At 65.6% G+C, this 23,478-nt stretch carries 20 protein-coding genes; 14 read left to right on the top strand and 6 right to left on the bottom strand.

Translation table 11 applies throughout. The features are described from left to right. Positions 1 to 3 precede the first annotated feature (3 nt). The 4 genes from P8934_RS10540 to P8934_RS10525 all read left to right on the top strand — a co-directional run bounded on the left by P8934_RS10540 (position 4) and on the right by P8934_RS10525 (position 5,396). Positions 4 to 276: a DUF2160 domain-containing protein gene (locus P8934_RS10540; protein WP_133637362.1), complete on the top strand. Its 273-nt coding sequence runs from the start codon at positions 4 to 6 to the stop codon at positions 274 to 276. 57 nt (positions 277 to 333) lie between these two features. Next, on the top strand, positions 334 to 2,076 hold the full coding sequence (locus P8934_RS10535) for an ABC transporter substrate-binding protein (protein ID WP_278030990.1): 1,743 nt from the start codon (positions 334 to 336) through the stop codon (positions 2,074 to 2,076). Between the two features lie 148 nt (positions 2,077 to 2,224). Further along, positions 2,225 to 3,841 (top strand): glycerol-3-phosphate dehydrogenase/oxidase, encoded by a 1,617-nt coding sequence (locus P8934_RS10530; protein ID WP_278030989.1) that lies wholly within the window; start codon positions 2,225 to 2,227, stop codon positions 3,839 to 3,841. 313 nt (positions 3,842 to 4,154) lie between these two features. After that, complete coding sequence (locus tag P8934_RS10525; RefSeq protein WP_278030988.1) at positions 4,155 to 5,396, top strand: uracil-xanthine permease family protein; 1,242 nt, start codon at positions 4,155 to 4,157, stop codon at positions 5,394 to 5,396. A 6-nt stretch (positions 5,397 to 5,402) separates the two neighbouring features. Here the strand turns inward: P8934_RS10525 and P8934_RS10520 are convergent, their stop codons facing one another. Further along, the gene (locus P8934_RS10520; protein ID WP_133633705.1) at positions 5,403 to 5,987 is read right to left on the bottom strand and encodes a cupin domain-containing protein; all 585 of its coding nucleotides are present in this window, start codon (positions 5,985 to 5,987) and stop codon (positions 5,403 to 5,405) included. A 193-nt stretch (positions 5,988 to 6,180) separates the two neighbouring features. Here P8934_RS10520 and mobA point away from each other — a divergent pair, with 193 nt between their 5' ends. The 7 genes from mobA (at position 6,181) to P8934_RS10485 (ending at position 11,782) form a co-directional block, all read left to right on the top strand. Continuing rightward, positions 6,181 to 6,849, top strand: coding sequence for a molybdenum cofactor guanylyltransferase MobA (mobA, locus tag P8934_RS10515; protein WP_278030987.1), 669 nt, complete (start codon positions 6,181 to 6,183; stop codon positions 6,847 to 6,849). Beyond that, complete coding sequence (gene mobB, locus P8934_RS10510) at positions 6,846 to 7,442, top strand: molybdopterin-guanine dinucleotide biosynthesis protein B (RefSeq protein WP_278030986.1); 597 nt, start codon at positions 6,846 to 6,848, stop codon at positions 7,440 to 7,442. The genes mobA and mobB overlap by 4 nt, the downstream gene beginning before the upstream one ends. Further along, entirely contained in the window at positions 7,439 to 8,692 is a 1,254-nt protein-coding gene (glp, locus tag P8934_RS10505) for a gephyrin-like molybdotransferase Glp (protein ID WP_278030985.1), read from the top strand. The genes mobB and glp overlap by 4 nt, the downstream gene beginning before the upstream one ends. Positions 8,693 to 8,705: 13 nt before the next feature. Beyond that, entirely contained in the window at positions 8,706 to 9,566 is an 861-nt protein-coding gene (moaC, locus tag P8934_RS10500; protein ID WP_278030984.1) for a cyclic pyranopterin monophosphate synthase MoaC, read from the top strand. 2 nt (positions 9,567 to 9,568) lie between these two features. Then, positions 9,569 to 10,024, top strand: a complete 456-nt coding sequence (gene moaE, locus P8934_RS10495) for a molybdopterin synthase catalytic subunit MoaE (protein WP_278030983.1) — start codon at positions 9,569 to 9,571, stop codon at positions 10,022 to 10,024. Next, positions 10,021 to 11,013 carry a GTP 3',8-cyclase MoaA gene (moaA, locus tag P8934_RS10490; protein WP_278030982.1) on the top strand — a complete coding sequence of 331 codons (993 nt, stop codon included), beginning with the start codon at positions 10,021 to 10,023 and terminating at the stop codon, positions 11,011 to 11,013. The genes moaE and moaA overlap by 4 nt, the downstream gene beginning before the upstream one ends. Before the next feature lie 472 nt (positions 11,014 to 11,485). After that, a complete protein-coding gene (locus P8934_RS10485; protein WP_106231963.1) occupies positions 11,486 to 11,782 on the top strand; it encodes an H-NS family nucleoid-associated regulatory protein in 297 nt (98 codons plus the stop codon). Positions 11,783 to 12,034: 252 nt separating this feature from the next. On the opposite strand, the gene P8934_RS10480 is transcribed toward P8934_RS10485, so the two are convergent. From P8934_RS10480 to P8934_RS10465, 4 genes are all read right to left on the bottom strand, one after another. Next, complete coding sequence (locus P8934_RS10480) at positions 12,035 to 13,747, bottom strand: ribonuclease J (protein ID WP_278030981.1); 1,713 nt, start codon at positions 13,745 to 13,747, stop codon at positions 12,035 to 12,037. 85 nt (positions 13,748 to 13,832) lie between these two features. Continuing rightward, positions 13,833 to 14,594, bottom strand: a complete 762-nt coding sequence (locus P8934_RS10475) for an amino acid ABC transporter ATP-binding protein (RefSeq protein WP_278030980.1) — start codon at positions 14,592 to 14,594, stop codon at positions 13,833 to 13,835. Continuing rightward, on the bottom strand, positions 14,591 to 15,265 hold the full coding sequence (locus P8934_RS10470) for an amino acid ABC transporter permease (RefSeq protein WP_133633725.1): 675 nt from the start codon (positions 15,263 to 15,265) through the stop codon (positions 14,591 to 14,593). The genes P8934_RS10475 and P8934_RS10470 overlap by 4 nt, the downstream gene beginning before the upstream one ends. Positions 15,266 to 15,282: 17 nt before the next feature. Beyond that, positions 15,283 to 16,014: an amino acid ABC transporter substrate-binding protein gene (locus P8934_RS10465; protein ID WP_278034024.1), complete on the bottom strand. Its 732-nt coding sequence runs from the start codon at positions 16,012 to 16,014 to the stop codon at positions 15,283 to 15,285. 390 nt (positions 16,015 to 16,404) lie between these two features. Here P8934_RS10465 and P8934_RS10460 point away from each other — a divergent pair, with 390 nt between their 5' ends. Continuing rightward, complete coding sequence (locus P8934_RS10460; protein WP_278030979.1) at positions 16,405 to 20,388, top strand: EAL domain-containing protein; 3,984 nt, start codon at positions 16,405 to 16,407, stop codon at positions 20,386 to 20,388. 13 nt (positions 20,389 to 20,401) lie between these two features. On the opposite strand, the gene P8934_RS10455 is transcribed toward P8934_RS10460, so the two are convergent. Beyond that, entirely contained in the window at positions 20,402 to 21,133 is a 732-nt protein-coding gene (locus P8934_RS10455; protein ID WP_278030978.1) for a FadR/GntR family transcriptional regulator, read from the bottom strand. A 266-nt stretch (positions 21,134 to 21,399) separates the two neighbouring features. On the opposite strand from P8934_RS10455, the gene P8934_RS10450 reads away from it, so the two are divergent. Both P8934_RS10450 and P8934_RS10445 read left to right on the top strand, forming a co-directional pair. Continuing rightward, positions 21,400 to 22,392, top strand: coding sequence for an asparaginase (locus P8934_RS10450; RefSeq protein ID WP_278030977.1), 993 nt, complete (start codon positions 21,400 to 21,402; stop codon positions 22,390 to 22,392). Positions 22,393 to 22,476: 84 nt separating this feature from the next. Beyond that, positions 22,477 to 23,478 (top strand): TRAP transporter substrate-binding protein, encoded by a 1,002-nt coding sequence (locus P8934_RS10445; protein WP_278030976.1) that lies wholly within the window; start codon positions 22,477 to 22,479, stop codon positions 23,476 to 23,478.

Genomic DNA, 23,478 nt, shown 5'->3' with positions numbered 1-23,478 from the left:
GACATGGAATGGATGGTCTGGACCACCCCCACCACGGTCTTCTTCGCGGTCATCGCCGCCATGCTGGCCGGCATGACGGCCTGGGAGGTCATCTCGCCAACGGTCGAGCGCAAGGGCTTCCTGCCCATCTCGACCACCCGCGGTGACCGGCTCTTCATCGGGCTGCTGTCCGCGGCCTATATCCACCTGGTGGTGGTGGGCTTCACCCCGCTCAGCATCTGGCTGGCCCTGGGGGCATCGGTGCTCTGGCTACTGGTCCTGATGCGCTGGGGCTGACAGAAACGCATGGAGCCGAATGTCCAGGGACGGACGACGACAACCAAAGAGGTCAACATGAAAGCGACAACAATGCGACTCTCTCTCCTGGCGGCCGGTGTCATGCTGGCAAGCCCGGTCCTGCACGCCGACAACCATGACGCGCGCGCCATCGCCGAACGCCTCGTCGATGAGCACTTCCAGAACTCGACGCTGTCCCGGGAGGAGCAGATCGAGGAACTGATGTGGTTCGCCAAGGCGGCCGAGCCCTTCCGCGACATGGAGATCAACACCGTCGCCGAGGGCCTGACCACGCACATCTACGAGCGGGATGTGCTGGCCGAGGCGTTCAGCGAACTGACCGGCATCGAGGTGACCCACAACATCATCGGCGAGGGTGATGTGGTCAACAACATGCAGACCCAGATGCAGTCGGGCCGCAACATCTACGATGGCTACGTCAACGACTCCGACGCCATCGGCACCCACATCCGCTACGGCACCACCGTTAACATCTCCAATGCCATGGAGAACGAGTGGGCCGACTACACCCTGCCGACCCTGGATCTCGATGACTTCATCGGCCTGCAGTACGGCACCGGCCCGGATGGCAGCATCTACCAGCTACCCACCCAGCAGTTCGCCAACCTCTACTGGTTCCGCTACGACTGGTTCCAGCGCGAGGACCTCCAGGCGCAGTTCCGCGATATCTACGGCTACGACCTGGGGGTGCCGACCAACTGGACCGCCTACCAGGACATCGCCGAGTTCTTCACCGAGCACGTCGGCGAGATCGACGGCACCAAGGTCTATGGCCACATGGACTATGGCCGTCGTGACCCGTCGCTCGGCTGGCGCTTCCATGACTCCTGGCTCTCCATGGCCGGCATGGGCAGCCCCGGCGTGCCCTTCGGCAATCCGGTGGATGACTGGGGCATCCGCGTCAACGAGCAGAGCCAGCCGGTCGGCGCCAGCGTCTCCCGCGGCGGTGCCACCAACTCGCCGGCCTCGGTGTTTGCCGTGACCAAGATGGTGGACTGGCTCGAGAAGTACGCCCCACCCGAGGCCAGCGGCATGACCTTCGGTGAGGCCGGGCCGGTCCCTGCTCAGGGCCAGATCGCCCAGCAGATGTTCTGGTACACCGCCTTCACCGCTGACATGACCGACCCCGACCTGCCGGTCACCGACGAGGAGGGCAATCCCAAGTGGCGCATGGCGCCATCGCCCACCGGTCCCTACTGGGAAGAGGGCATGAAGGTCGGCTACCAGGATGTGGGGTCCTGGACCTTCTTCGACTCCACCCCGGAGGATCGCCGTACCGCCGCCTGGCTGTTCGCCCAGTTCACCGTCTCCAAGACGGTATCGCTGGAGAAGCTCATGGAAGGCCTCACGCCGATCCGCGAGTCGGACGTGTTCTCCGAGCAGATGACCGAGATGGCACCCAAGCTCGGCGGCCTGGTGGAGTTCTACCGCAGCCCCAACGAGTCCAACTGGACGCCGTCTTCCACCAACGTGCCGGACTACCCGCGCATGGCACCGCTGTGGTGGCAGAACCTGGCGCCGGCCGTCAGCGGCGATATCTCGCCCAAGGAAGCGCTCGACAACCTGGCCGGGGATCTCGACAGCATCATGGCACGCCTGGCGCGGGCCAAGGTCTTTACGACCTATGCCCCCAACCTCAACGAGGAGCGTGACCCCCAGTACTGGCTCGACCAGGAAGGGTCGCCCAAGGCGCAGCTGGATGACGAGATGCCGCAGGGTACCACCGTGCCCTACGACGAGATGATGGAGGCGTGGATGGCCGCCGGTTCCCGCGAATGATGGGCGGGCGGGTCGCTTGACCCGCCCACCGTTGCCCCGGGCGCGCCCGGGAAACTATCACTCCGTGTAACCGGTTGCCTGAACGGGACCCAGGGCCCCGCTCGGTGCAGTCCGAGCGGGGCCCGTTGCTTTGAAAGAAGGGCCAGACATGCAACTCAGAGAGAACAACATCCGCAAGCTCCCCGGCCAGACCTTCGATGCGCTGGTCATCGGCGGCGGCATCAACGGCGCCTCGGCGGCCGCGGCGCTGAGCGGGAAGGGGGCCAAGGTTGCCCTGATCGACCGGGGCGATTTCGCCGGCAGCACCAGCATGCACTCCTCCAACCTGGTGTGGGGTGGCATCAAGTACATGGAGAGCGGCGACTTCAAGCTGGTGCGCAAGCTGTGCAAGAGCCGCAACCACCTGATCAAAAGCTACCCCTCCACGGTCCAGGAGATCCGCTTCCTGACCACCATCAACAGGGGCTTTCGGCATCATCCGCTCTACCCCTGGGCCGGCACCTGGCTCTACTGGCTGATGGGCAGTGCCTTCACGCGCAGGCCGAACTATCTGCGACCCGAGGGGATCAAGGCGCGGGAGCCCATCATCAATACCCGCAATGCCCAGGGAGGCTTCGAGTATTCCGATGCCTACCTGCACGACAACGACGCGCGCTTCGTCTTCAACTTTGTGCGTGGCGCCCTGGATTTCGGCACCGTGGCGGCCAACTACGTCGAGTCACTGGGGGCCCGTCGAGAAGGCGACGTCTGGGTCACCAGGGTCCGGGATCGTACCGACGACACGACCTTCGAGATTCGCTCCCGGGTGCTGATCAACGCGGCGGGCCCCTGGGTCGACCAGCACAACAGCCTCTCGGGCCAGCAGACCGACCACCATCATGTCTTTTCCAAGGGGATCCATCTGATCGTCCCCCGGCTGACGGACAGCAAGCGGGTGCTGGCCTTCTTTGCCGACGATGGTCGACTCTTCTTCGTCATCCCCATGGGGCCGCGCACCTGCATCGGCACCACCGATACCCGGGTCGAGAAGCCCGAGGTCGGCGCGACGGAGGAGGACATCCGCTTCGTGCTCGACAACATCAATACGCGACTCGAGCTCGAGACGCCGCTGGGCAAGGAGGACATCATCGCCACCCGTTGCGGCGTGCGACCCCTGGCCGTCAAGCCCAGCGGTGGCGGCGACCGGGATTTCCTCAACCTGTCGCGAAAGCATGCCATCGATATCGACGACGAGAAGCGCCACCTGAGCATCTTCGGCGGCAAGCTGACCGACTGTCTCAATGTCGGAGAAGAAGTGGTGGAAGAGGTTCGCCGGCTCGGCGTCGAGATCCCGTACCCGGAGGCCCGCTGGTACGGGGAGCCGGATAGCTCGGTGCGTGAGGCCTTCATGCACCAGGCGCGACTCATGGACCTGGATGCGATGACCCGCGCCGAGGCTTCCGAGCCACTCAGCACCCGACTCTGGCGCCGCTATGGTGCCCAGGCGCTGGAGATGCTCGAGGATATCCGCCAGGACTCACGCCAGGGCGAGGTGCTCATCGAGGGTACCGAATACCTGCGCTGCGAGCTGAAACTGGCCCGGCGCCGCGAGATGGTGACCAAGCTCGAGGATTTCCTCCGGCGACGCGCCAAGGTCTCGCTGGTGGTGCCCGAGGAGAGCATCCGCCACTCGCCGGGACTTCGAGAGGCCTGCGAGATCCTCTTCGACGACCAGGCCGAGGCTCGGCTGCAGGAGTATCTGGAGACGGCGACCCCGGAAGGATGAAGGCGCCTAGAATCTTTCAGGCGTCTTTGGGCCAGTCAATGGCACCAGTGGGAGCGACGGTTCGGCGCTCCGACTTCAGATCGCGAAAGGAGGCCGGAGGCCTCCCCGGTATTGGGCACTCAGATCAGGGCGCCTGTCGGCGCCATTCGCGCAATGAATTGCGCTCCCACAGGATACTGTCGGAGCCTTAGCAAGAGGGTGCGATGATATTGAGAAGGGAGGCGATGCAAGGCAACCAGGGCACCCAAGGAGCAGCCAGGCTGGTAGAATGCCGCGCGATTCCTTCCCCTTGACCTTTCCGGAGCCCTGGACCATGACCGACAACTCGGCGGCGGCCGCCATGCCCACCGACTCCTCGTTACGCACCCTGCTGACCGGGGCGCAAATGCTCTTCGTGGCCTTTGGCGCCCTGGTGCTGGTGCCGCTGCTTACCGGCCTGGATCCCAATGTGGCGCTGTTCACGGCGGGCATCGGCACCCTGATCTTCCATGGCGTGACCCGGGTCAGCGTGCCGGTCTTCCTGGCCTCGTCGTTCGCCTTCATCGCCCCCATCCAGGGCTCGGTGGCGAACTACGGTATTCCCGCCACCCTGGGTGGGCTGATGGCCGCCGGCCTGGTCTACGTCGTGATCTCCCAGTTCGTGCGCCTCAAGGGCACCGCCTGGCTGCATCGGCTGCTGCCCCCGGTGGTGGTGGGGCCGGTGATCATGGTGATCGGCCTGGCCCTGGCCCCGGTGGCGGTGGACATGGCCACCGGCGAGACCAGTGACAACATCGGCTACGGCGCGGCGATCTTCCTCTCCATGGCAAGCCTCCTGGTCACCCTGGTGCTGGCGGTGTTCGGTCGCGGCCTGATCCGCCTGATCCCGATCATGGGCGGTATCGTCACGGGCTATGTGCTGGCGCTGGTGATGGGAGTGGTGGACTTCACCCCGGTGCAGGAATCGGCCTGGCTGTCGCTGCCGTCGTTCACCGCGCCGAGCTTCCACTGGGCGGCGATCCTCTTCATGATTCCGGTCGCCATTGCTCCGGCGGTCGAGCATATCGGTGACATGGTCGCCATCGGCTCGGTGACGCGCAGGAACTACCTGGAGAAGCCCGGCCTGCATCGCACCCTGCTGGGCGACGGCCTGGCCACCACCGCGGCGGCGATCTTCGGCGGACCGCCCAATACCACCTACTCCGAGGTCACCGGGGCCGTGACCCTGACCCGTGCCTTCAACCCCAGGATCATGGTGGTCGCCGCCTGCATCGCCATCGTCCTGGCCTTCGTCGGCAAGCTCGGCGCGCTGCTGCAGACCATCCCGGGGCCGGTGATGGGCGGCATCATGACCCTGCTCTTCGGCTCCATCGCCGTGGTCGGCATGAACACCCTGGTGCGCGCCGGCAAGCCGCTCACCGCGCCGCGCAACCTGGTGGTGGTCTCGCTGGTGCTGGTCTTCGGCATCGGCGGCATGCAATTCGGCAATGGCCAGTTCACCCTGCAGGGGGTCAGCCTCGCCGCCCTGGTGGGCATCGTCCTCAACTGGGTGCTGCCCCGCGCCGAGGAGGAGTGAGTCCGCTCAGGCGTGGTGCTGCTCCTGGCCCGCGTCGGAGAAGGTCGGCGGGGTGCTGGCGCTGACGATCACGCACTCCTCGTCGCCGGGGTTTCGGAAGCGGTGGGGCAGGCGGGAGTCGAAGTAGTAGGCGTCGCCCGCGCCCAGTACCCCCACCTCGCCGTTGACGGTGATCTCGATCTGTCCCGAGATCACCACGCCGCCTTCCTCGCCGTCGTGCTCCAGCATCTCCTCGCCACTGTCGGCCCCGGGCGGGTAGTGCTCGTGGATGATCGACATGCGCCGGTCGGGGCGTCGGGCGGCCACCAACCGCCAGGAAAGCCTGCCATCGCCGATATCGGTCAGTTCGTCCCGGCGATAGAAGGGTTGCGGCTGGCTGGGCTCGTCGCCGGCGAAGAAGGCGCTGATCGACACCGGCAGGGCGTCCAGTATCTTCTTCAGCGAGCTTACCGACGGACTGACGTTGTTCTGCTCGACCAGCGAGATGGTGCTGTTGGTGACGCCGGCCCGCTTGGCCAACTCTCTCTGTGACAGCCCGCGCGAAAGCCTCAGCTGCTTGAGCCGGGCGCCTACGTCGAATGCCTCTTCCATGGGTCGGTCCTTACCGCGGTGATTGCCGCATTCGTGGAATATTTTCAACATAGTGTACCTCCTTGGAGGCACGGGGATAAGCCACGGCTTGACCGGTGTCAGGGCAGGGGGCCAGCGTGGACGCCCGGCATGGCACCCGCCGCCATGCTGAGGCATCATGACTCACGACATGACCGATTCGTCAGGAGCCTACATGATCACCCGAGACGAGCTGACCGGCCTGATCCTGGCCGGCGGCCAGGGGCGCCGGATGGGCGGTCGCGACAAGGGGCTCGAACCCTTCGCTGGACGCCCGCTGGTGGCCCATGTTCGCGAGCGCCTGGCGGGACGGGTCGCCGAGGTGCTGATCAACGCCAACCGCAATGCCGAGGCCTATGCACCGCTGGCCGATCGCGTGATCCAGGATGCCGAAGGCGGCTTCCAGGGCCCGCTGATGGGCATCTACAGCGGCCTGCGGGCCGCGCACACCCCCTGGCTGCTAGTGGTGCCCTGCGACACCCCGGCCTTGCCCCATGATCTGGTGGAGCGGATGGTGGATCGGATGGTGACGCGCCTGGCGGCCGCTGCTGACAAGAACCAGGGCGAGTGCGATATCGCCGTGGCCTTCGACGGCGAGCGGCTGCATCCGGTGGTGGCGCTGATCCGCACCGCCCTGGTGGATGACCTGGCGGCGGCGCTGGCCGACGGCGAGCGCAAGATCGACCGCTGGTACGCCCGCCACGCCTGGTGCCGGGTGGACGTCAGCGACTGTCCGGACGCCTTCGCCAACCTCAATACCGATGACGAGAAGCAGCGGCTCGAGCACGCCCTGAGCGAGGGAGACTCGGGCACCGGAGGAGAGAAGGAGCCCCTGAGCCCATGAGCGATGGCGTACCCGAGAGCCTGTCGTTCGACGACGACCTGCCACTGCTCGGCATCGCCGCCTGGAGCGGTACCGGCAAGACCACCCTGCTGGAGCAGCTGCTGCCGCGCCTCGGCGAGCGGGGCCTGCGGGTGGCGGTGATCAAGCATGCCCACCACGCCTTCGACGTCGACCAGCCCGGCAAGGACAGCCACCGCCTGCGCCAGGCCGGTGCCTCGCCGATGCTGGTGGCCTCCCGCGCCCGGGTGGCGCTGATGATGGAGACCCCCGGGCGTGAGGAGGCCGATCTCGCCGAGCTCATCGACATGGTGCGTCCCCAGCATCCCGACCTGGTAGTGGTGGAGGGCTTCAAGGCCTGGCCGCTGCCCAAGCTCGAGCTCCATCGCCCCGAGGTGGGCAAATCGCTGCGCGTCGCCGAGGACCGGTGGGTGCGCGCCGTGGCCAGTGACGCGAGTCTCGCGCTGCCCGAGGGGGTCGAGGCGCTGGACCTCAATGACCTCGAGGCCCTCACCGACTGGATTGCCGCCTGGCCCGCCCGCTGGCCGGCCAGTCAGCGGCCCCGCAAGCGCACCCGTGAGGAGGCCGCGCCATGACGCTCTCCTGCTTCGATCTCGGCGAGCGCATGCTGCCGGTGGCGGAAGCCCGCGCCCGCCTGGCCGGCCTCGTCGAGGCACCGCTGCCTGCCGAGCGGGTGGCGCTGGCCGCCCTCCACGGCCGGGTGCTGGCCGAGGACGTCATCTCGCCCATCGACGTGCCGCAGAACACCAATGCCGCCATGGACGGCATCGCCCTGGCCTGGCCAACAGACGACGAGTGGCCCGGCGAGTGGCGAGTCATCGGTGAGGTGCTGGCCGGCAGCCGCCTCGAGGAGGCGCCGGGAGAGGGCGAGTGCGTACGCATCACCACCGGGGCGCCACTCCCGCCGGGGGCCGATACCGTGATCATGCTCGAGCAGCTCGAGGAGGGAGGCGAGACGGTGGTGGTGCACCAGCCGGAGCGCGTCAGGCGTGGCCAGCACGTCCGCCAGGCCGGTGAGGACATTTCTCGGGGCCAGACGGCGCTGCGTGCCGGGACCCGGCTGGGGGCGGCCGAGCTGGGCCTGCTGGCTTCCCTGGGGCTGGTTGATGCAAGCGTGCATCGCCGCCCGCGAGTGGCGATCTTCTCCACCGGCGACGAGGTCACCGCCCCGGGGGAGGCGCTGCCGCCGGCGGGCATCTTCGATGCCAACCGCTATTCCCTGGCCGGCCTGCTGGCCGAGCAGGGTGCCGACGTCATTGACCTGGGTATCCTCCCCGACGACCGGGAGGCCATGATTGCGGCCCTGGGCGATGCCGCCAGGCAGGCCGACATGGTGATCACCAGCGGCGGCGTGTCGGTGGGCCATGCCGATTTCACCCGCGCGGCTCTGGAGGCAGTCGGCCGCCTGGCCTTCTGGCGCATCGCCATCCGTCCCGGGCGCCCGCTGGCCTGTGGTCTGCTGGGCGAGCGCGGTGTGACCTTCCTGGGGCTGCCCGGCAACCCGGTGGCGGTGATGGTCACTTTTCTGCAATTCGTGGCGCCGTTGCTGTCCAAGTTGCAAGGCAAGCCGGTGCACGAGCCCGAGCGGCTGGTCGCCATCGCCGACGAGGCCCTGAAGAGCCGTCTCGGGCGCACCGATTACCTGCGCGGCCGCTACCACGCCGACGCCGAGGGTCGCCTGCACGTGTGCAGCACCGGGGCCCAGGGTTCCGGGATCCTCTCCTCGATGGTGGCCGCCAACTGCCTGATCGAGCTCACCGACGACCGCGAGGGGGTGGCCTCGGGCGACACGGTGAGCATTCAACCCCTTTATCGACTGCCATGAGACGCTGACCCCCATGCCTCTGACCAACCCGTCCCTGACCCATCTCAATGCCCGCGGCGAGGCCCACATGGTCGACGTCGCCGACAAGCCTGAAAGCCGCCGCGAGGCCAGCGCCTCGGGCCTCATCCGCATGCAGCCCGAGACCCTGGCGCTGCTCGCCGAGGGCGGCCTGCCCAAGGGCGACGTGCTGGCCACGGCGCGTATCGCCGGCATCCAGGCCGCCAAGCGCACCCACGAGCTGATCCCGCTCTGCCATGCCCTGGCCCTGTCGAAGGTCACCATCGACTTCGAGCTCGACGAGGTCGAATCCTGTGTCCATGTCACCGCCACCTGCCGCCTCAACGGGCGGACCGGGGTGGAGATGGAGGCCTTGACCGCGGTCTCGGTGGCCTGCCTGACCCTCTATGACATGTGCAAGGCCGTGGACAAGGGCATGGAGATCGGCGCCATCCACCTCGACACCAAGACCGGCGGCAAGTCCGGTGACTATCGTCGCGAGGAGGCCCGGGGAGAGCGAGCGGTGGCTCCCTCCGTCATCGAGTCCGCCGCGTCGCCCATCGTCACCGGCGAGGGGGCCTCCGGCGAGGTCTCGGTGGGGCAGCGTTGCGACATCGCCGCCCCCTGCATCCGCGTCAAGTGCCTGGCCGAGCTGCGCGAGCGCCTCGGGGTCGGCGATGTCTCGGTGCCGGTTGACCGCCTGCCGAGCTCCGACGTGGCTGGCCTCAAGACGGCGCTCAAGGCATTGGATCCTCGCTTCGAGGGCCTCGACCAGGGGCGCGTGCTGTGTGCCGTCAATCAGGTGATGGCCGGGGATGCCACGCCGCTGACCGACAACGACGAGGTCGCCTTCTTTCCCCCGGTGACCGGAGGCTAGCCATGATCCGCGTGCAGGAAAGCGTCTTCGATGTCGGCGTTGAACAGCGCGCCCTGCTCGAGGGGCGCAGCGACATCGGGGCGGTGGTGAGCTTCACCGGCCTGGTGCGTGACTTCAACGAGCGTCCCGAGGTTCAGGCGCTGACCCTGGAACACTATCCGGGCATGACCGAGACGGCCCTCGGCGAGATCGTCGAGCAGGCCGAGTCCCGCTGGCCGCTGCAGGGCGTGACCGTGATCCACCGGATTGGACGCCTCACGCCTGCAGACCCTATCGTGTTGGTAGTGGTCGCCAGCGCGCATCGTCGCGCCGCCTTCGAGGCCTGCGACTTCATCATGGATTACCTCAAGACCCGCGCCCCTTTCTGGAAGAAGGAGCACACCGCCAGCGGGGACTACTGGGTTTCGGAGCGCGACGGGGACCATCATGATGCCCGTCGCTGGGAGATGTCTTCATGACCGATGAGCTGATCGACGACTTCGGCAGGCGAGTGCGCTACGTGCGCATCTCGGTCACCGATCGCTGCGATTTCCGCTGCGTCTACTGCATGAGCGAGGAGATGACCTTCCTGCCGCGTGCCCAGGTGCTGACCCTGGAGGAACTGGCGATGGTCGCTCGCGCCTTTACCGAGATGGGCGTGGAGAAGGTCCGCCTGACCGGGGGCGAGCCCCTGGTGCGGCGTGACATCGATCGCCTCGTCGCGGATATCGGCGCGCTGCCGGGGCTCAAGGATTTTGCCATGACCACCAATGGCGCGAGCCTGCCCAAGTTCGCCTCTCGCCTGCGCGAGGGGGGGCTCAAGCGACTCAATATCAGCCTCGATTCCCTGGATCCCGACCGCTTCCGTCGGCTCACCCGCACCGGTGACCTGCACAAGGTGATCGACGGCATTCGTGCCGCGCGGGATGCCGGGTTCGAGCGCATCAAGCTCAATGCCGTGATCCTCAAGGGGCGAAACGATGACGAGGTGCTGGATCTCGTCGACTTCGCCCGTGACGAGGGCCTCGACATCAGCTTCATCGAGGAGATGCCCCTGGGCGACGTGTCGGACCACTCCCGTGCCGAGACCTTCTGTTCCAGCGACGAGGTGCAGGAGCGGATCGAGACCCGCCACGAGCTGATTCCCACCACCGAGTCGACCCTCGGGCCGTCGCGCTACTTCATGATGCCCGACAGCGAATCCCGGGTCGGCTTCATCTCGCCCCACAGCCACAACTTCTGCGACACCTGCAACCGGGTTCGCGTCACCGTGGAGGGGCGCCTGCTGCTGTGCCTCGGCAACGAGCACTCCGTGGACCTGCGCGCCGTGCTGCGTCGCCACCCCGGCGATATGGAGGCGCTCAAGCATGCCATCGTGCGCGCCATGCCGCTCAAGCCAGAGCGTCATCACTTCACCACCGATGGCGACGTCCAGGTGGTACGCTTCATGAACATGACCGGTGGCTGAGACGTCACCATAGCCAGGCGGAAGCCGGCATCAGGACGCAACGGGCGACATCACGATGTCGCCCGTCTGCGTGTGGGCGAGAGAAATCCTGCCGGCATTTCGCGAATCACGCTCGGCTGTCCGCTTCGGCGTGCGGCAATTTCCCCTTTCTTTTGGATGATCGCATTTTGGCGTGAACGAGGCGAAGTGCCCTCGTGGGAGCGCAATTCATTGCGCGAATGGCGCCGACCGGCGCCCCGAGCAGAGTGCCTAATACGGGAGGCCTCCGGCCTCCATTCGCGATCTGAAGATCGCTCCCACAGAAAGGCAGCCTGCTTCCTTGCCTGTTGAACAGCATCACGCCAAGGTGCGAAGAACCTTTCTTTCTGTCGATTTTTCCCGCGACTTTTCTTGCCAATGTCACGCGAGTGCATATACTTTTGACGTGTCATTACACAACGCAACTGTCCAACATTCGGCATGGAGACCGCCAATGTCCAGCGAATCCCTGGAGCGCATCGCCCGCAACAAGAACGTGGCTCGTGCTGCGGCACGCCAGCTGAGCATGGAACAGCTTCACAAGCTGGCCGAGGTCATCGGTGAGGTGATCGAGCAGAAGAAGGACGAGGAAGTTCAGCGCCAGGAAGAGGAAGCCGAGAAAGCCAGGAAACTCGCCGAGATCCGCGAACAGATCAATGAAGCCGGCCTTTCCCTGGACGACCTGGTGACCGAACAGCCCAAGCGCAAGCGCGGTCGTCCGCCGAAGAATGCCAACGCCAATAAGGGTTGAGGCGTTTAACCCGCCCTTGCTGTAGTGGAAATGCGTGAGGGTGGGGCTCTTTCTTCTGATCGACTTGCTTCGCGACTCCTGACCTGCTCATCGCGATCTGAAGTCGGAGCGCCGAACCGTTGCTCCCACAGTTTCCGATCCGGCTTAGTGGCGCTGTGGGAGCGAACGATTCTACGTCGCGACTTGCACCGCGAAGGCTCGGGTTAGATCGAGTCGCAGCGTCGAACTGACGGCACCCAAGACTTCTCCGTTCTACTTCCCCAGCATCTCGGCTTCCACCGCCAGTATCTGCAGGTGCACCTCGGGTACCCGGTGCAGGTGATCGGCGAGCCAGCCGAGCAACCTCGGCTGCAGGGCCAGGCGCAATTCCGCCAGGGAGTCCACCTGGATCTCCTCGAGGCAGTCATCCAGCCAGTCGCCGAAGGCGGTCTCGTCCATGGGGCTCGTCTGGCTGGCGTCCAGCATCAGCCGGCCGATACGGGTCCAGCCGGTGTCGGTGGCAGCCACCGAGATGGCCAGATAGAGACTGCCATGGCGTGAGCGATGGCCCCCGTCGCCGCTGCCCAGGCCGGGCAGGGCGGAGACCGCATCCTGGCTGATGATATGCGGCTGCTGGGGGTGGCGCGTCTCCAGGGTGAGCCCCCCGGCATCCAGCCGGATCAGGTCGCCGTTCACTGGCGCCAGCGGCGCCTGTATACCGAGCTCCTCGGCCAGGGCCTGGTGGGCCTGCTGGTGGCGAGGTTCGCCGTGCACCGGCAGCAGGTGGCGTGGCTTCACCCAGCTGTAGAAGGTGCGCAGCTCGTCCTGGGCCGGGTGGCCCGAGGCATGCAGCTCGGGGTGATTCTCGTCGTCGAGGATCGCCACGCTGAAGTGCTTCAGCCCACGCTTCAGCCGCTCGATCAGTCGCTCGTTACCGGGGATGGCCTTGGCGGAGAAGATCACCGTATCGCCGGCCATCAGCTCGAAGTGGGGATGGCGGCCCCGGGAAAGACGGGACAGCGCGGCCCGCGGCTCGCCCTGGCTGCCTGTGGCGATCACCAGCACTTCCTCCGGCGGCAGGTAGCCGAGGTCGCTCACCGGCACCAGCGGCGGCAGGTCGTCCAGGTAGCCAAGCTGGCGTGCCACGCCCACCATGCGCTCCATTGAGCGCCCCATCAGGCTGACCCGGCGCCCGCAACGCTCGGCCGCGCGGCCGATGGCCAGCACCCGTGCCAGGTTGCTGGCGAAGCAGCTCACCACCACGCGTCCCTCGCAGCGGGCGATGGCGTGGGTCAGCGCCTCGGCGACCTCGCCTTCGCTGCGTGAGTGGCCGGGCATCGGCGCATTGGTGGAGTCGCCCACCACCAGGTCCACGGGCGCGATGGCGCGGAAGGTGGCGGCGGAGATCGCCGGGCCGATCAGCGGTTCGGGGTCGAGCTTCCAGTCGCCGGTGTGCAGCACCCGATACTCGCCGGCGGCGATCAGCAGCGCGCAGCTCTCCGGAATCGAATGGGTCAGCGGCAGGAAGCGCAGGGTGAAGGGGCCGGTCTCCAGTGCCTCGCCGGGCTCGATGACCTTTATGGCGTCCGTTGCCAGCCCGCGCTCGGCGAACTTGGCGCGCAGCAGACCTGCGGCCAGAGGGGTGGCGTGGATCGGACACCCCCACTTGGGCCACAGCCAGGCGGCGGCGCCGATATGGTCCTCGTGGCCGTGGGTGATGATCAGCGCCCGCGGACGGATCCCGAGCGTCTCCAGGGTGGAGAGATCCGGCACCTGGAGCGGATTGTCCGGGAGGTCCTGGCGAATCATCATGCCGCAGTCCACGGCGATCCACTCTTCCGCGTGCCCCCTCTCCCCATGACCCCTCTCTTCACGACCCAGGCCATAGAGGCTGAGGTTCATGCCGATCTCGCCACAGCCGCCCAGCGGCAGGAAATGCAGGGGAGGGCGGCGGCGAGGGCGGATCTGGGCGCGTGGCTGTGGCATCGAGGAGGGCGCGGGCCTGGAAAAGTGTACCAACACTATACGGGAAGCCCGCCGGGGCCCACAACGCGGCCATCAGGCGTTCGGCTCAGGTCGGGGAGTCGATAGACACTTGTGTCGCCAGTACCTTGCGCAGGAAGTCCCGGGTGCGGGGATCCTTGGGCGAACCGAAGAGCTGGCCGGGCGGTCCCTGCTCGACGATGCGACCACCCTCCATGAAGATCACCCGGTCCGCCACGTCCCGGGCGAAGCTCATCTCATGGGTGACCACCAGCATGGTCTGGCGCTCACGGGCGAGCTGCTTCATCAGCCCCAGCACCTCCTCGACCCACTCCGGGTCCAGCGAGGAGGTCGGCTCGTCGAAGAGGATCACCTCGGCCTGGGCCGCCATGGCGCGGCCGATGCCCACTCGCTGCTGCTGGCCACCGGACAGGGAAGCGGGGTAGGCATCGGCCTTGTCGGCCAGGCCGATGCGCGCCAGGATCTCCCTGGCGCGGGCATGGGCCTTCGCCTTGGGCCAGCGGTTGACCACGATCAGCCCCTCGGCGATGTTCTCCAGCGCCGTCTTGTTGGCGAACAGCGCATAGTTCTGGAACACGAAGGCCGTGCGCCGCCGTGCCGCCAGGATGTCGGCGCGGCTGGCCCGGGTGACGTCGACGTCCAGGTCGCCGATGGTCAGCCGGCCCGCATCCGGCCGCTCGAGGAAGTTCAGGCAGCGCAGCAGCGTCGACTTGCCGGTCCCCGAGGGGCCGATCACCACGATGATCTCGCCCTGCTCGATGGCCAGGTCGATGCCGTCGAGCACGGCAGTCCCGTCGAAGCGCTTGATGAGTCCTTCTACCTTGATCATCGGCGATAGGCCTCGTTGAGTCGGGTTTCCAGGCGCCGCTGGAACCAGGCCAGCAGCTCGACGATGACCCAGTAGAAGATCGCCACGGTGATGAAGGCCTCGAAGTAGAGGAAGCTGCCGGCGGCCTCCTTCTGGGTGGCGCCCATCAGCTCGGTGACCCCCAGGGTGAAGGCCAGGGAGGTCGCCTTGATCATGTCGATGAAGTAGTTCATCAGCGTCGGCACCGCGACACGCGTGGCCTGCGGCAGCACGATGCGCCGCATCAGCTGGCCGTTGGTCATGCCGATGGAGAGGGCCGCCTCCGTCTGGCTGCGATCGACCCCGACGATGGCGGCGCGGATGGATTCTGCCATGTAGGCCGAGAAGTGCAGGGTCAGGCCCATGATGGTGGCGGTGATGCCGTTGATCTGGGTCAGGAAGGCCAGCAGCTGGGGCAAGCCGTAGTAGAACAGGAACAGCTGCACCAGCAGCGGCGTGCCACGGAAGAAGGAGATGAACAGCAGGGTGGCGGCGTTCAGGCCCGGGATGCGCAGCACGCGGATCACGGCGAGGCCGCAGGCAAGTACCAGGGCCAGTGCCATCCCCACGGCGGCCATCTGCAGGGTCAGCGGCAGGTAGCGCAGCAGGATGGGCACCAGCCCCAGCATGTAGTCGACATCAAGCAACGGCATGGGAGCGACTCAATGCCTCACGGACGAGTGATGTCGGTGCCGAACCACTCTTCCGAGATGGCCGTGAGTTCGCCCGACTCGCGCAGGCTGGAAAGCGCGGTGTCGACCCGGTCACGCAGGGCGCGGTCCTCCTTGGTGTCGCGGAACGGCAGGGCATTGCGGATCTCGGAGAAGGGCTGCCCGGCCAGTGCCAGCGGCAGCGGCTTCTCCTTGATCACCTGGCTGGCACTCACCCGGTCCATGACGAAGGCATCGACGCGGCCCAGGGCGGTATCCTGCTCGATGTTGCTCTCGTAGGTGCGGATGTCGATCTCGTCGGCGTAGGGCAGCTCGCGCAGCAGTTCTTCGTAGTTGGAGCCGAGGTTGACGGCAACGGTCTTGCCCTTCAGGTCCTCGACGCCCTGGATCGCCTCATTGCCCTCCTTGACCACGACCTGGGCGCCGTCATAGACGTAGGGCTCGGTGAAGGCGTACTTCGCGGCCCGCTCCTCGGTGATGGTGATCTGGTTGGCGATGGTGTCGATTCGACCGGACTCGAGCATGCCGAACAGCCCCGAGAAGTTCGCCGTGACGAACTCGACCTCGACGTCCATCTCCTCGGCCACGGCCTCCATGACATCCACCTCGAAGCCCTGGAGCTTGTCCTGCTCGACGAAGGTGAAGGGGAAGTAGCCGCCGGACATGCCGACCTTGATAGCATGCTCATCGGCCTGGGCCAGGCTGCCGGCGGTCATCAGGCTCGCGGCCATGGCGGTAAGGGCTATGCGCTTGAGCATGGGATTGCTCCTGTGGTTTCGCTGAAACGAGGGAAGACGTCACGGTGTTCGTGAAGTCTTTGGGAAAATACACTAGAGAATAAAAAAGCGTTTTTCCAATAGCCTTTGGTTATTAGTCGAGTGGGCAGCTGCCGAAACATCCTTCCGGTTGGCAATGGCCCCTGCCCGGCTGCCCCACCGGACGGATGCCGACAACAGCATGGCTCGGGAGTGGTAAGTTGAGGGCTCTCAGCCTATTGGATGAGAACACAGGCTGGTGTTCCCAAGCGTAGCACTGCACCATCTTGAGCACCGCAACAAGGAGGCCACTGGAGCGAGCTCGTCCAGATACATTGTTGACCACGCGCAGGGAGCACCCCGTTCATGCCGTTCAAGACCCGCGATATCGCCCTGGATAGCTGGCTGCTGATGGTGTCGGTGGCCTTCGTGCTGATGGGCCTGGCCGGGATGCTGGAGTGGGTACACTTCTCCCCGCAAACGCTGCTGGTCCCGGATGCCTCGCTGGCCGCCATCTTGTCCGGTGTTGGCCTGCTAGCCGTGGTGCAGCACTGGCCGCGCACGCGCCTTCTGGCAGGTGGTGGCTTGCTGGCCTTGATGGGCTACACCCTGATTCACAATGCCCTGCTCGGCGGGAGCCAGGCGGGCGTCTCCTGGCTGTCCGGGGAGCCGCGGGTTTCCTCCCTCCTGGCCTTTTTGCTGGTGGTGTTGGCCGCCTGTCTATTGGTGGCGTGCGAGCGGAAGGCGCAGCGCCGGCTGTGGCAGCTGTGCGGGTGCCTGCTGCTGCTCTTCGGGCTCGTCGTGCTGGCGATGATGCTCGTCGTCTCGGCGCATGGTCCTGGATGGATGGCGATGACCTCATCTCCGCCGGTGGTGGCCCTGTTCGCGCTGATGTTTGGCAGCGCCATGCTGGCGGCGAGTGCCAGGACGGTGAAGCGGCAGCTCAAGCTGGGAAGGGCGGCCGTCATGGCAGGTCTGGCCGGGGTGATGGCCAGCAGCCTGGCGTGGTACCTGCTTGGCTGGCAGCAGCAACAGCGGATCAACCAGCAGGCGGAGCATCTGCTCGACAACGTTCGCCTCAATGCCGAGCAGGTGTTGGGATCGCATCTGATGCTGATGCAGCGCATGGCCGAGCGGCTGGATGCCTCGGCTCTTGGCCTGGAACCCGCCGTGCTGAATCGCGATGCGGACAACTACCTGCGTGATACCCCCAGCCTCGAGGTCATCGGCCTGCTGGGCAGCGACCAGGACCTCCTCTGGCATCGGGCGCGCGGCGATGAGGCACGGCGCTGGCTGGCGCAATGGCTGGATGCCACGCGCGTAAGCGACTGGCTGGAGATGCCCTTTCCCCAGCCGCGCATGATCGTGCCCGATGACAGCGCCCCGGGGCTGGCGATCATGGCGATCGCGGTACCGCGTCGCGACCAGCAGCTGGTGGCCGTGCTGGACATGGCGGCGCTCCTGTCCCGTGGGCTGCGTCTTCAATTGGGCGGCTTCCAGGTCAATCTCGCCCGTGATGACGAGGTGATCCTTTCCCTGGCGGCGCCCGGCAGGGTCGCCCGTGATGTGACGGCGTTCCCTACCTTCGCGGCACGCCACATCGGTCTGCCGGGGGGACCGATGCTCAGCCCCTCCGTGCACCCCGCGTCCGGGGCGAGCTGGCTGCAGGCCGCTATCGTGCCGTCAGCCGTGGGCCTGGGCGGGTTGACGCTGACCTATCTGCTGGTCTTCAGCCTGGGGATGGTACGCCTGGTCCTGGGGCACTCCCGGCAGCTGATGGCGGCGCGGGTCCAACTCGAGCAGCAACACGCCATCCAGGCGATGATTGCCGAGGAAGTCCCGCTCGGTCAGACCCTCGACGCCATCTGCACCCTGCTCGAGGGTCAGCTGCACGGCGGGCTATGCACGATCATGCGGGCCGACGACGAAGGCCGCGAGCTGCGCCTGGTCGCGGGTAAGAGTCTGCCAGCCGGCTACCGCGAGGCGATCGGCGTGATTCCCATCGCCGCCGGCATGGGCGCTTGTGGCAGCTCGGCCCATGGCCGTGAGGTGGTGGTCTGCGAGGACCTCGCCCATGATCCCCGCTGGAAGGGCTTCAGGACCCTGGCCACGAACGAGGGGCTCAAGGCCTGCTGGTCCTATCCGGTGATCGCCAGTGATGGTCGGTTGCTGGGTACCTTTGCGACCTACTACCGGCGTCCGGCCAGGCCGGACGCTACCGAACTGGAAATGACGCGTCAGGCCGTGGATCTGGTGGCGCTGGCGGTGGAGCGGGAGCAGGACCGGCGGTCGTTGTGGGAGAGCGAGCAGCGCTACCGCTCGCTCTTCGCCTATAACCCCGATGCAGTGTTTTCCCTGGATCTGCGGGGACACTTCGCCACGGCCAATGCGCATTGTGCTGCGCTGACCGGCTTGCCCATCGAGCAGATCCTGGGCGCGCATTTTTCGCACTTCCTTAAGCCCGACGACCTGGCGCATGTTCAGCAGAAATTCGAGACCACCGCGGCCGGCGAACCCTGCCGCTATGAACTGCAGATTCCTCATCGGGATGGCAAGGTCCGCCGCCTGGATATCACCAACCTGCCGATCGTGGTCGATGAGCGTATCCAAGGGGTCTACGGCATCGCCAAGGACGTCACGCAACGCCGGGAACACGAGACCCGACTGCGAATCCTCGAGCGTGGCGTGGAGGCCAGCGTCAACGGGGTACTGATCGCCGATGCAGGCGAACCCGATCTGCCGATCATCTATGCCAACGACGCCTTCCAGCGCATGACGGGCTACACACGCGATGAGGTCATCGGCAGAAATTGCCGCTTCCTGCAGGGGGCCGAGACCGACATGGCGGTGGTGCAGCAGGTTCGCCAGCAGCTGGCTCTCAAGCGCGAGGTGCATGTCACCCTGTGCAATTATCGCAAGGATGGTACCCCCTTCTGGAACGACCTCTACATCGCCCCGGTGCGCGACGAGGAAGGGCAGGTCACCCACTATGTGGGCATCCAGCATGATATCTCAGAACGCAAGGCCTATGAGGCCCGCCTGGCCTACCATGCCAGCCACGATGCCCTGACGGGATTGGCAAACCGCGCGCTGCTGGAGGATCGGCTGGTCCATGATTTCGAGCTCGCCAGGCGTCATGGGCTTCTGCTGGCGGTGCTTTTCGTCGATCTCGACGAGTTCAAGCCGATCAACGACAGCCTGGGTCATGCCATCGGCGACCAGCTGCTGCTGGGGGTCTCGCAGCGCCTGTCCGCGGCGATGCGCGCGGGCGATACCCTGGCGCGCCTGGGGGGCGACGAGTTCGTGGTGCTGCTGCCGGACCTGCACGATGAGGAGCAGGCGCTGCAGGTGGCAGAGCGGCTGCTGGAGCTCATTGCGCGGCCCTATCGGGTCGGCGAGCATGAACTTTCGCTCTCCTGCAGCATCGGCATCGCCGTCAGCAATGCGGAGCTCTCCCAGCCCAACGAGCTCATCCAGCAGGCGGACATGGCCATGTACCTTGCCAAGCAGCAAGGGCGTAACGCCTACCATTGGTTCACGCCCGAGATCACCCATCGGCTGGGTGATCGCGTCGCGCTGCGCAATGAGCTCCAGGAGGCGATCGATGTGCAGGCCTTCGAGTTGCACTATCAGCCGTTGATCGATCGCCAGGGGCGGGTGGTGGGCGTGGAGGCGCTGTTGCGCTGGCCAAACCCCCTGCGCGGCTATGTCTCGCCCGCACAGTTCATTCCCCTGGCCGAGGAGACCGGCCAGATCATCCCGATCAGCGAGTGGGTGCTCTCGAGGGCCTGCCATGACCTGCGCATGCTCGACCAGGCAGGGCAGGGCATCCTGAGTGTCGCGGTCAACCTCTCGCCGCTGCAGTTCCGCCGCTCGAGCTTTCTCGGCAACCTGCGCCAGACCCTGGCCGTCTCCGGCTTGCCGGCACCGAAACTCTCCCTGGAGCTGACCGAAGGCGTGCTGATGAACGATACCGAGAGTGCCATCGACATCCTTCATTCTCTCAGGGACATGGGCGTGGGTGTCGCCATCGACGACTTCGGGACCGGCTTTTCCAGCCTCAGCTACCTCAAGCACCTGCCCATCGACACGGTGAAGATCGATCGCAGCTTCGTCAGTGAGGTCACGCGCAGTGCGGAGGATGCGGCGATCATCCAGGGCATCATCTCCATGGCGCACCACCTCGGTCTGCAGGTGGTTGCCGAAGGCATCGAGCATGAGGAGCAGCACGACGTGCTGATGGCGCATGGCTGCGATCTCTTCCAGGGCTTTTACCTTGCGCGTCCCATGCCCCTGGAGCGCCTCATCGAATTCCTCGGCGAGAATCAACCGGTTCACTTGGGCGAGTAGGTTGCCGTCGGGCTCAATCCCGATACGTCAGGTTGGTTTCCCAGCTTTCCGCACTTTGTTCGATCGCCCGTCTTACCCCTTCCGCGTCACCCGCCCGGAAGGCAGCATAGATCGCCTTGTGATCGTTGAGGGCGGTTTCCGGCAGTGTCTGCATCGACGTCTCGAGGGCCGCCTCGATCAGCTCCAGTAGCGTCCTGCCGACCCGGATGGTCATGGGGTTGTGGGTGGCATGCAGGATGGCGCGATGGAAGCTGACATCGTGGCGCGACGTCTGCTCACCGTTGGCAATCGCCGTGGCCATGTCGTCTATGGCCTGCTGAATGCGCTGATGGTCCTCATCAGTGGCGTTGGCCATTGCCTGGAGGGTGTAGGCGGGTTCGAACATCGCCCGGAATTCCAGCACGTCGCGTGTCATACCGCGCGCCAGGATCATGCCGAAGGCCATGGGATCGACCAGAGGATCTCCCGGCTCGCGCCGGATGATCGTGCCATGGCCTCGCCGGACCTCCACGATACCGATCGCCTGGAGCATCTTGATAGCTTCACGAACGCTCGATTTGCCGATGCCCAGGCTGTGGGTCAGTTCGGTCTCGGAGGGCAGGTAGTCACCCGGCTTGAGGTCACCGCGAATCAGCGCGGACTTGATCCGTTCCAGTATCTGAAAGGCGATCGAGCTGCGTTCGAGTGAGCCGCCGAAGCGTTCCTGCTGCTCCGGCGATGCGGCCGCATGGGACAAGGTGTTCATCAAAAGGTCTCTTGCTGTCGTTGAGTCACGAGAGCAGGGATCGCTGGCGTGCTGAGCCCGGTCGTTTGTGGCGAGACATCACTCTGCGCAATGTGGGTGCGTGACAAACGGCGCTTGCATCTCGACATGAGCTGAGTCTAGCATGACCCAAGACGTCAGACATCAGATGTCTCATCAGTTGGCAGGTTCAGGAACGAGAATGTCGTCAAGAAGACCTGCCTGATAGGCCCATCAGGGCACGAGACAACCAGATTCGGTGCTATGCCATGACCAGACAGCGCGTCATCGTGCTCACGACAGGTGGCACGATTGCCAGCACACCCGGCGGGAACGGACGCAACGTGTCCGGGGCCATGTCAGGCGAGTCGCTGCTGGAACGTGTGGCCGTGCCGCAGACGTCCGACCTCGAGGTCGAGGTCCGCTCGATACTGCAAAAGCCCAGCAATGCCATCAGCCTGGATGACCTGGTCACGCTCAGTCGCCAGTGCCAGGCCCTGGAGCAGGAGCCGGATGTGATCGGCATCGTCATCACACATGGCACCGATACGCTGGAAGAGACCGCCCATTTCCTCGACATCACGCTCTCGCTCGACGCCTGCGCCCTGGTCATGACCGGCTCGCAACGTGCCCCGCACGAGGAGGGCACTGACGCCTTCCGCAACCTTGCCAATGCCATCACCGTTGCCGCTGACCCCCGAGCAAGAGGCCTCGGCGTGGCGGTCGTCTTCAATGAGTCGATTTTTGCCGCACGCAGCGTCCGCAAACTCAACAGTTATCGGGTGAACGGCTTCGGTGCCCCGGATGCAGGGGCGCTGGGGTACGTGGATGGCCAGCGGGTTCATCTCGCACAGCTTCCGCGGCGGTCAGCGCCGCTATCTCTTGGCGATCGCCTGCCGCGGATCGACATTCTCGCAAGCTACCTGGATGCCAGCCCGCAACTCATCGAGGCCGCGGTGGCCAGCGGCGCGCAGGCGCTGGTGATAGAGGGCCTCGGCCGCGGGCATGTCCCGCCGACATGGCTGGAGACCATCGGTGAGGTAACGCGGGGGGGAATTCCGATTGCGGTGGTGTCCGTCTGCCATGAAGGACCGGTCAACACTCGCTACGAGTTCCCCGGGAGTCTGGCCAGTCTCCAGGCCCACGGCGCCATCCCCGTAAGCGACTTGAGTGCGCGCAAGGCGCGTCTGACCCTGGCTGTCCTGCTTTCCTCCGTTGGCCCGGAGGGCGTGGCGGCTCGCTTCGAACAAACGATGTCCTGATTCTGTTGAGTCGGGGGTTCCGATTCGACAGGTACTTGACGCCAAGCCAGCGCTTGGCCCCACCACCACAGATAGGTGCATACAATGAATAACAAGTTGACCAAGGTATCACTGGCGGCTGCGATCGCGGCAGTATCTTTCGGCATCAGCCAGGCCCAGGCGGCGGACTTCAACTTCACCTTTGCCCACGTACTGATCGAGGAAACCCCGAACGGTCAGGCGGCACTGCGCTTCAAGGAGGAGGTAGAGGAGAAGTCCGACGGGCGCATCAGTATCGAGGTGCTCCCTGCCGCCCAAGTGGGGGGTGATGTCGAGATCATCGAGCAGATCCAGATGGGGCTGGTCGATATCGGCATCCCGCCGACCGCCACCCTGGGGAACTTCGAGCCGCGCATGCAGATCCTTGATCTGCCGTTCCTGCTGCCTGACTACGACACCATGGTCGAGGTGCTCGATGGTGACGTGGGGCGAGAGATCCTCGACACACTCAGTGACGACAACATGTATGGCGTGAATTTCTGGGGAGCTGGCTTCCGGCATATCACCAACAATGTCCGCCCGATCGAGACCCCGGAAGACCTTGCCGAGGTTCGCATGCGGACCATGCAGGCGCCGATCATCATCTCGACCTATGAAAACCTCGGCGCCAATGCCACGGCGATGGCCTTCACCGAGGTATACAACGGCCTGCAGCAGGGGGTCGTCGAGGGGCAGGAGAACCCGCTGGCCAACATCTACACCATGCGTTTCTACGAGGTTCAGGACTATCTGTCCCTGACCAACCATGCCTACCATGCTTATGCCGCCGTCATGAACCAGAATGCCTGGGACTCTTTGCCGGAGGATCTGCAACAGGTCATGGTCGAGGCGTTTGACAATGGTCGCGACGCCTCCCGCGAGCTGACGCTGCAGGACGAGGGACGCATTCTCGAGGAGATCGAAGGCGAAATCGCGATCAACGAGATCACCGACGAGGCCAGGGCGGCATTCATCGAGGCCAGCATGCCGGTGCATGAGGAGTACAAGGACATCGTGACGCCTGAGCTCCTGCACAAGGTCTACGACGAAGTCGGCATCGAGTACTGA

The sequence above is a fragment of the Halomonas sp. CKK8 genome (assembly GCF_029625235.1).
GTDB lineage: Bacteria > Pseudomonadota > Gammaproteobacteria > Pseudomonadales > Halomonadaceae > Halomonas > Halomonas ventosae.
The sequence above is the reverse complement of the archived record's forward strand: the minus strand, read 5'-3'. Positions and strand labels throughout refer to the sequence as shown.

Coding starts and splice junctions, on each gene's coding strand:
- P8934_RS10540 (WP_133637362.1), top strand. CDS start 4: ATGGAATGGATGGTCTGGACCACCCCCACCACGGTCTTCTTCGCGGTC.
- P8934_RS10535 (WP_278030990.1), top strand. CDS start 334: ATGAAAGCGACAACAATGCGACTCTCTCTCCTGGCGGCCGGTGTCATG.
- P8934_RS10530 (WP_278030989.1), top strand. CDS start 2,225: ATGCAACTCAGAGAGAACAACATCCGCAAGCTCCCCGGCCAGACCTTC.
- P8934_RS10525 (WP_278030988.1), top strand. CDS start 4,155: ATGACCGACAACTCGGCGGCGGCCGCCATGCCCACCGACTCCTCGTTA.
- P8934_RS10520 (WP_133633705.1), bottom strand. CDS start 5,987: ATGGAAGAGGCATTCGACGTAGGCGCCCGGCTCAAGCAGCTGAGGCTT.
- mobA (WP_278030987.1), top strand. CDS start 6,181: ATGATCACCCGAGACGAGCTGACCGGCCTGATCCTGGCCGGCGGCCAG.
- mobB (WP_278030986.1), top strand. CDS start 6,846: ATGAGCGATGGCGTACCCGAGAGCCTGTCGTTCGACGACGACCTGCCA.
- glp (WP_278030985.1), top strand. CDS start 7,439: ATGACGCTCTCCTGCTTCGATCTCGGCGAGCGCATGCTGCCGGTGGCG.
- moaC (WP_278030984.1), top strand. CDS start 8,706: ATGCCTCTGACCAACCCGTCCCTGACCCATCTCAATGCCCGCGGCGAG.
- moaE (WP_278030983.1), top strand. CDS start 9,569: ATGATCCGCGTGCAGGAAAGCGTCTTCGATGTCGGCGTTGAACAGCGC.
- moaA (WP_278030982.1), top strand. CDS start 10,021: ATGACCGATGAGCTGATCGACGACTTCGGCAGGCGAGTGCGCTACGTG.
- P8934_RS10485 (WP_106231963.1), top strand. CDS start 11,486: ATGTCCAGCGAATCCCTGGAGCGCATCGCCCGCAACAAGAACGTGGCT.
- P8934_RS10480 (WP_278030981.1), bottom strand. CDS start 13,747: ATGCCACAGCCACGCGCCCAGATCCGCCCTCGCCGCCGCCCTCCCCTG.
- P8934_RS10475 (WP_278030980.1), bottom strand. CDS start 14,594: ATGATCAAGGTAGAAGGACTCATCAAGCGCTTCGACGGGACTGCCGTG.
- P8934_RS10470 (WP_133633725.1), bottom strand. CDS start 15,265: ATGCCGTTGCTTGATGTCGACTACATGCTGGGGCTGGTGCCCATCCTG.
- P8934_RS10465 (WP_278034024.1), bottom strand. CDS start 16,014: ATGGCCGCGAGCCTGATGACCGCCGGCAGCCTGGCCCAGGCCGATGAG.
- P8934_RS10460 (WP_278030979.1), top strand. CDS start 16,405: ATGCCGTTCAAGACCCGCGATATCGCCCTGGATAGCTGGCTGCTGATG.
- P8934_RS10455 (WP_278030978.1), bottom strand. CDS start 21,133: ATGAACACCTTGTCCCATGCGGCCGCATCGCCGGAGCAGCAGGAACGC.
- P8934_RS10450 (WP_278030977.1), top strand. CDS start 21,400: ATGACCAGACAGCGCGTCATCGTGCTCACGACAGGTGGCACGATTGCC.
- P8934_RS10445 (WP_278030976.1), top strand. CDS start 22,477: ATGAATAACAAGTTGACCAAGGTATCACTGGCGGCTGCGATCGCGGCA.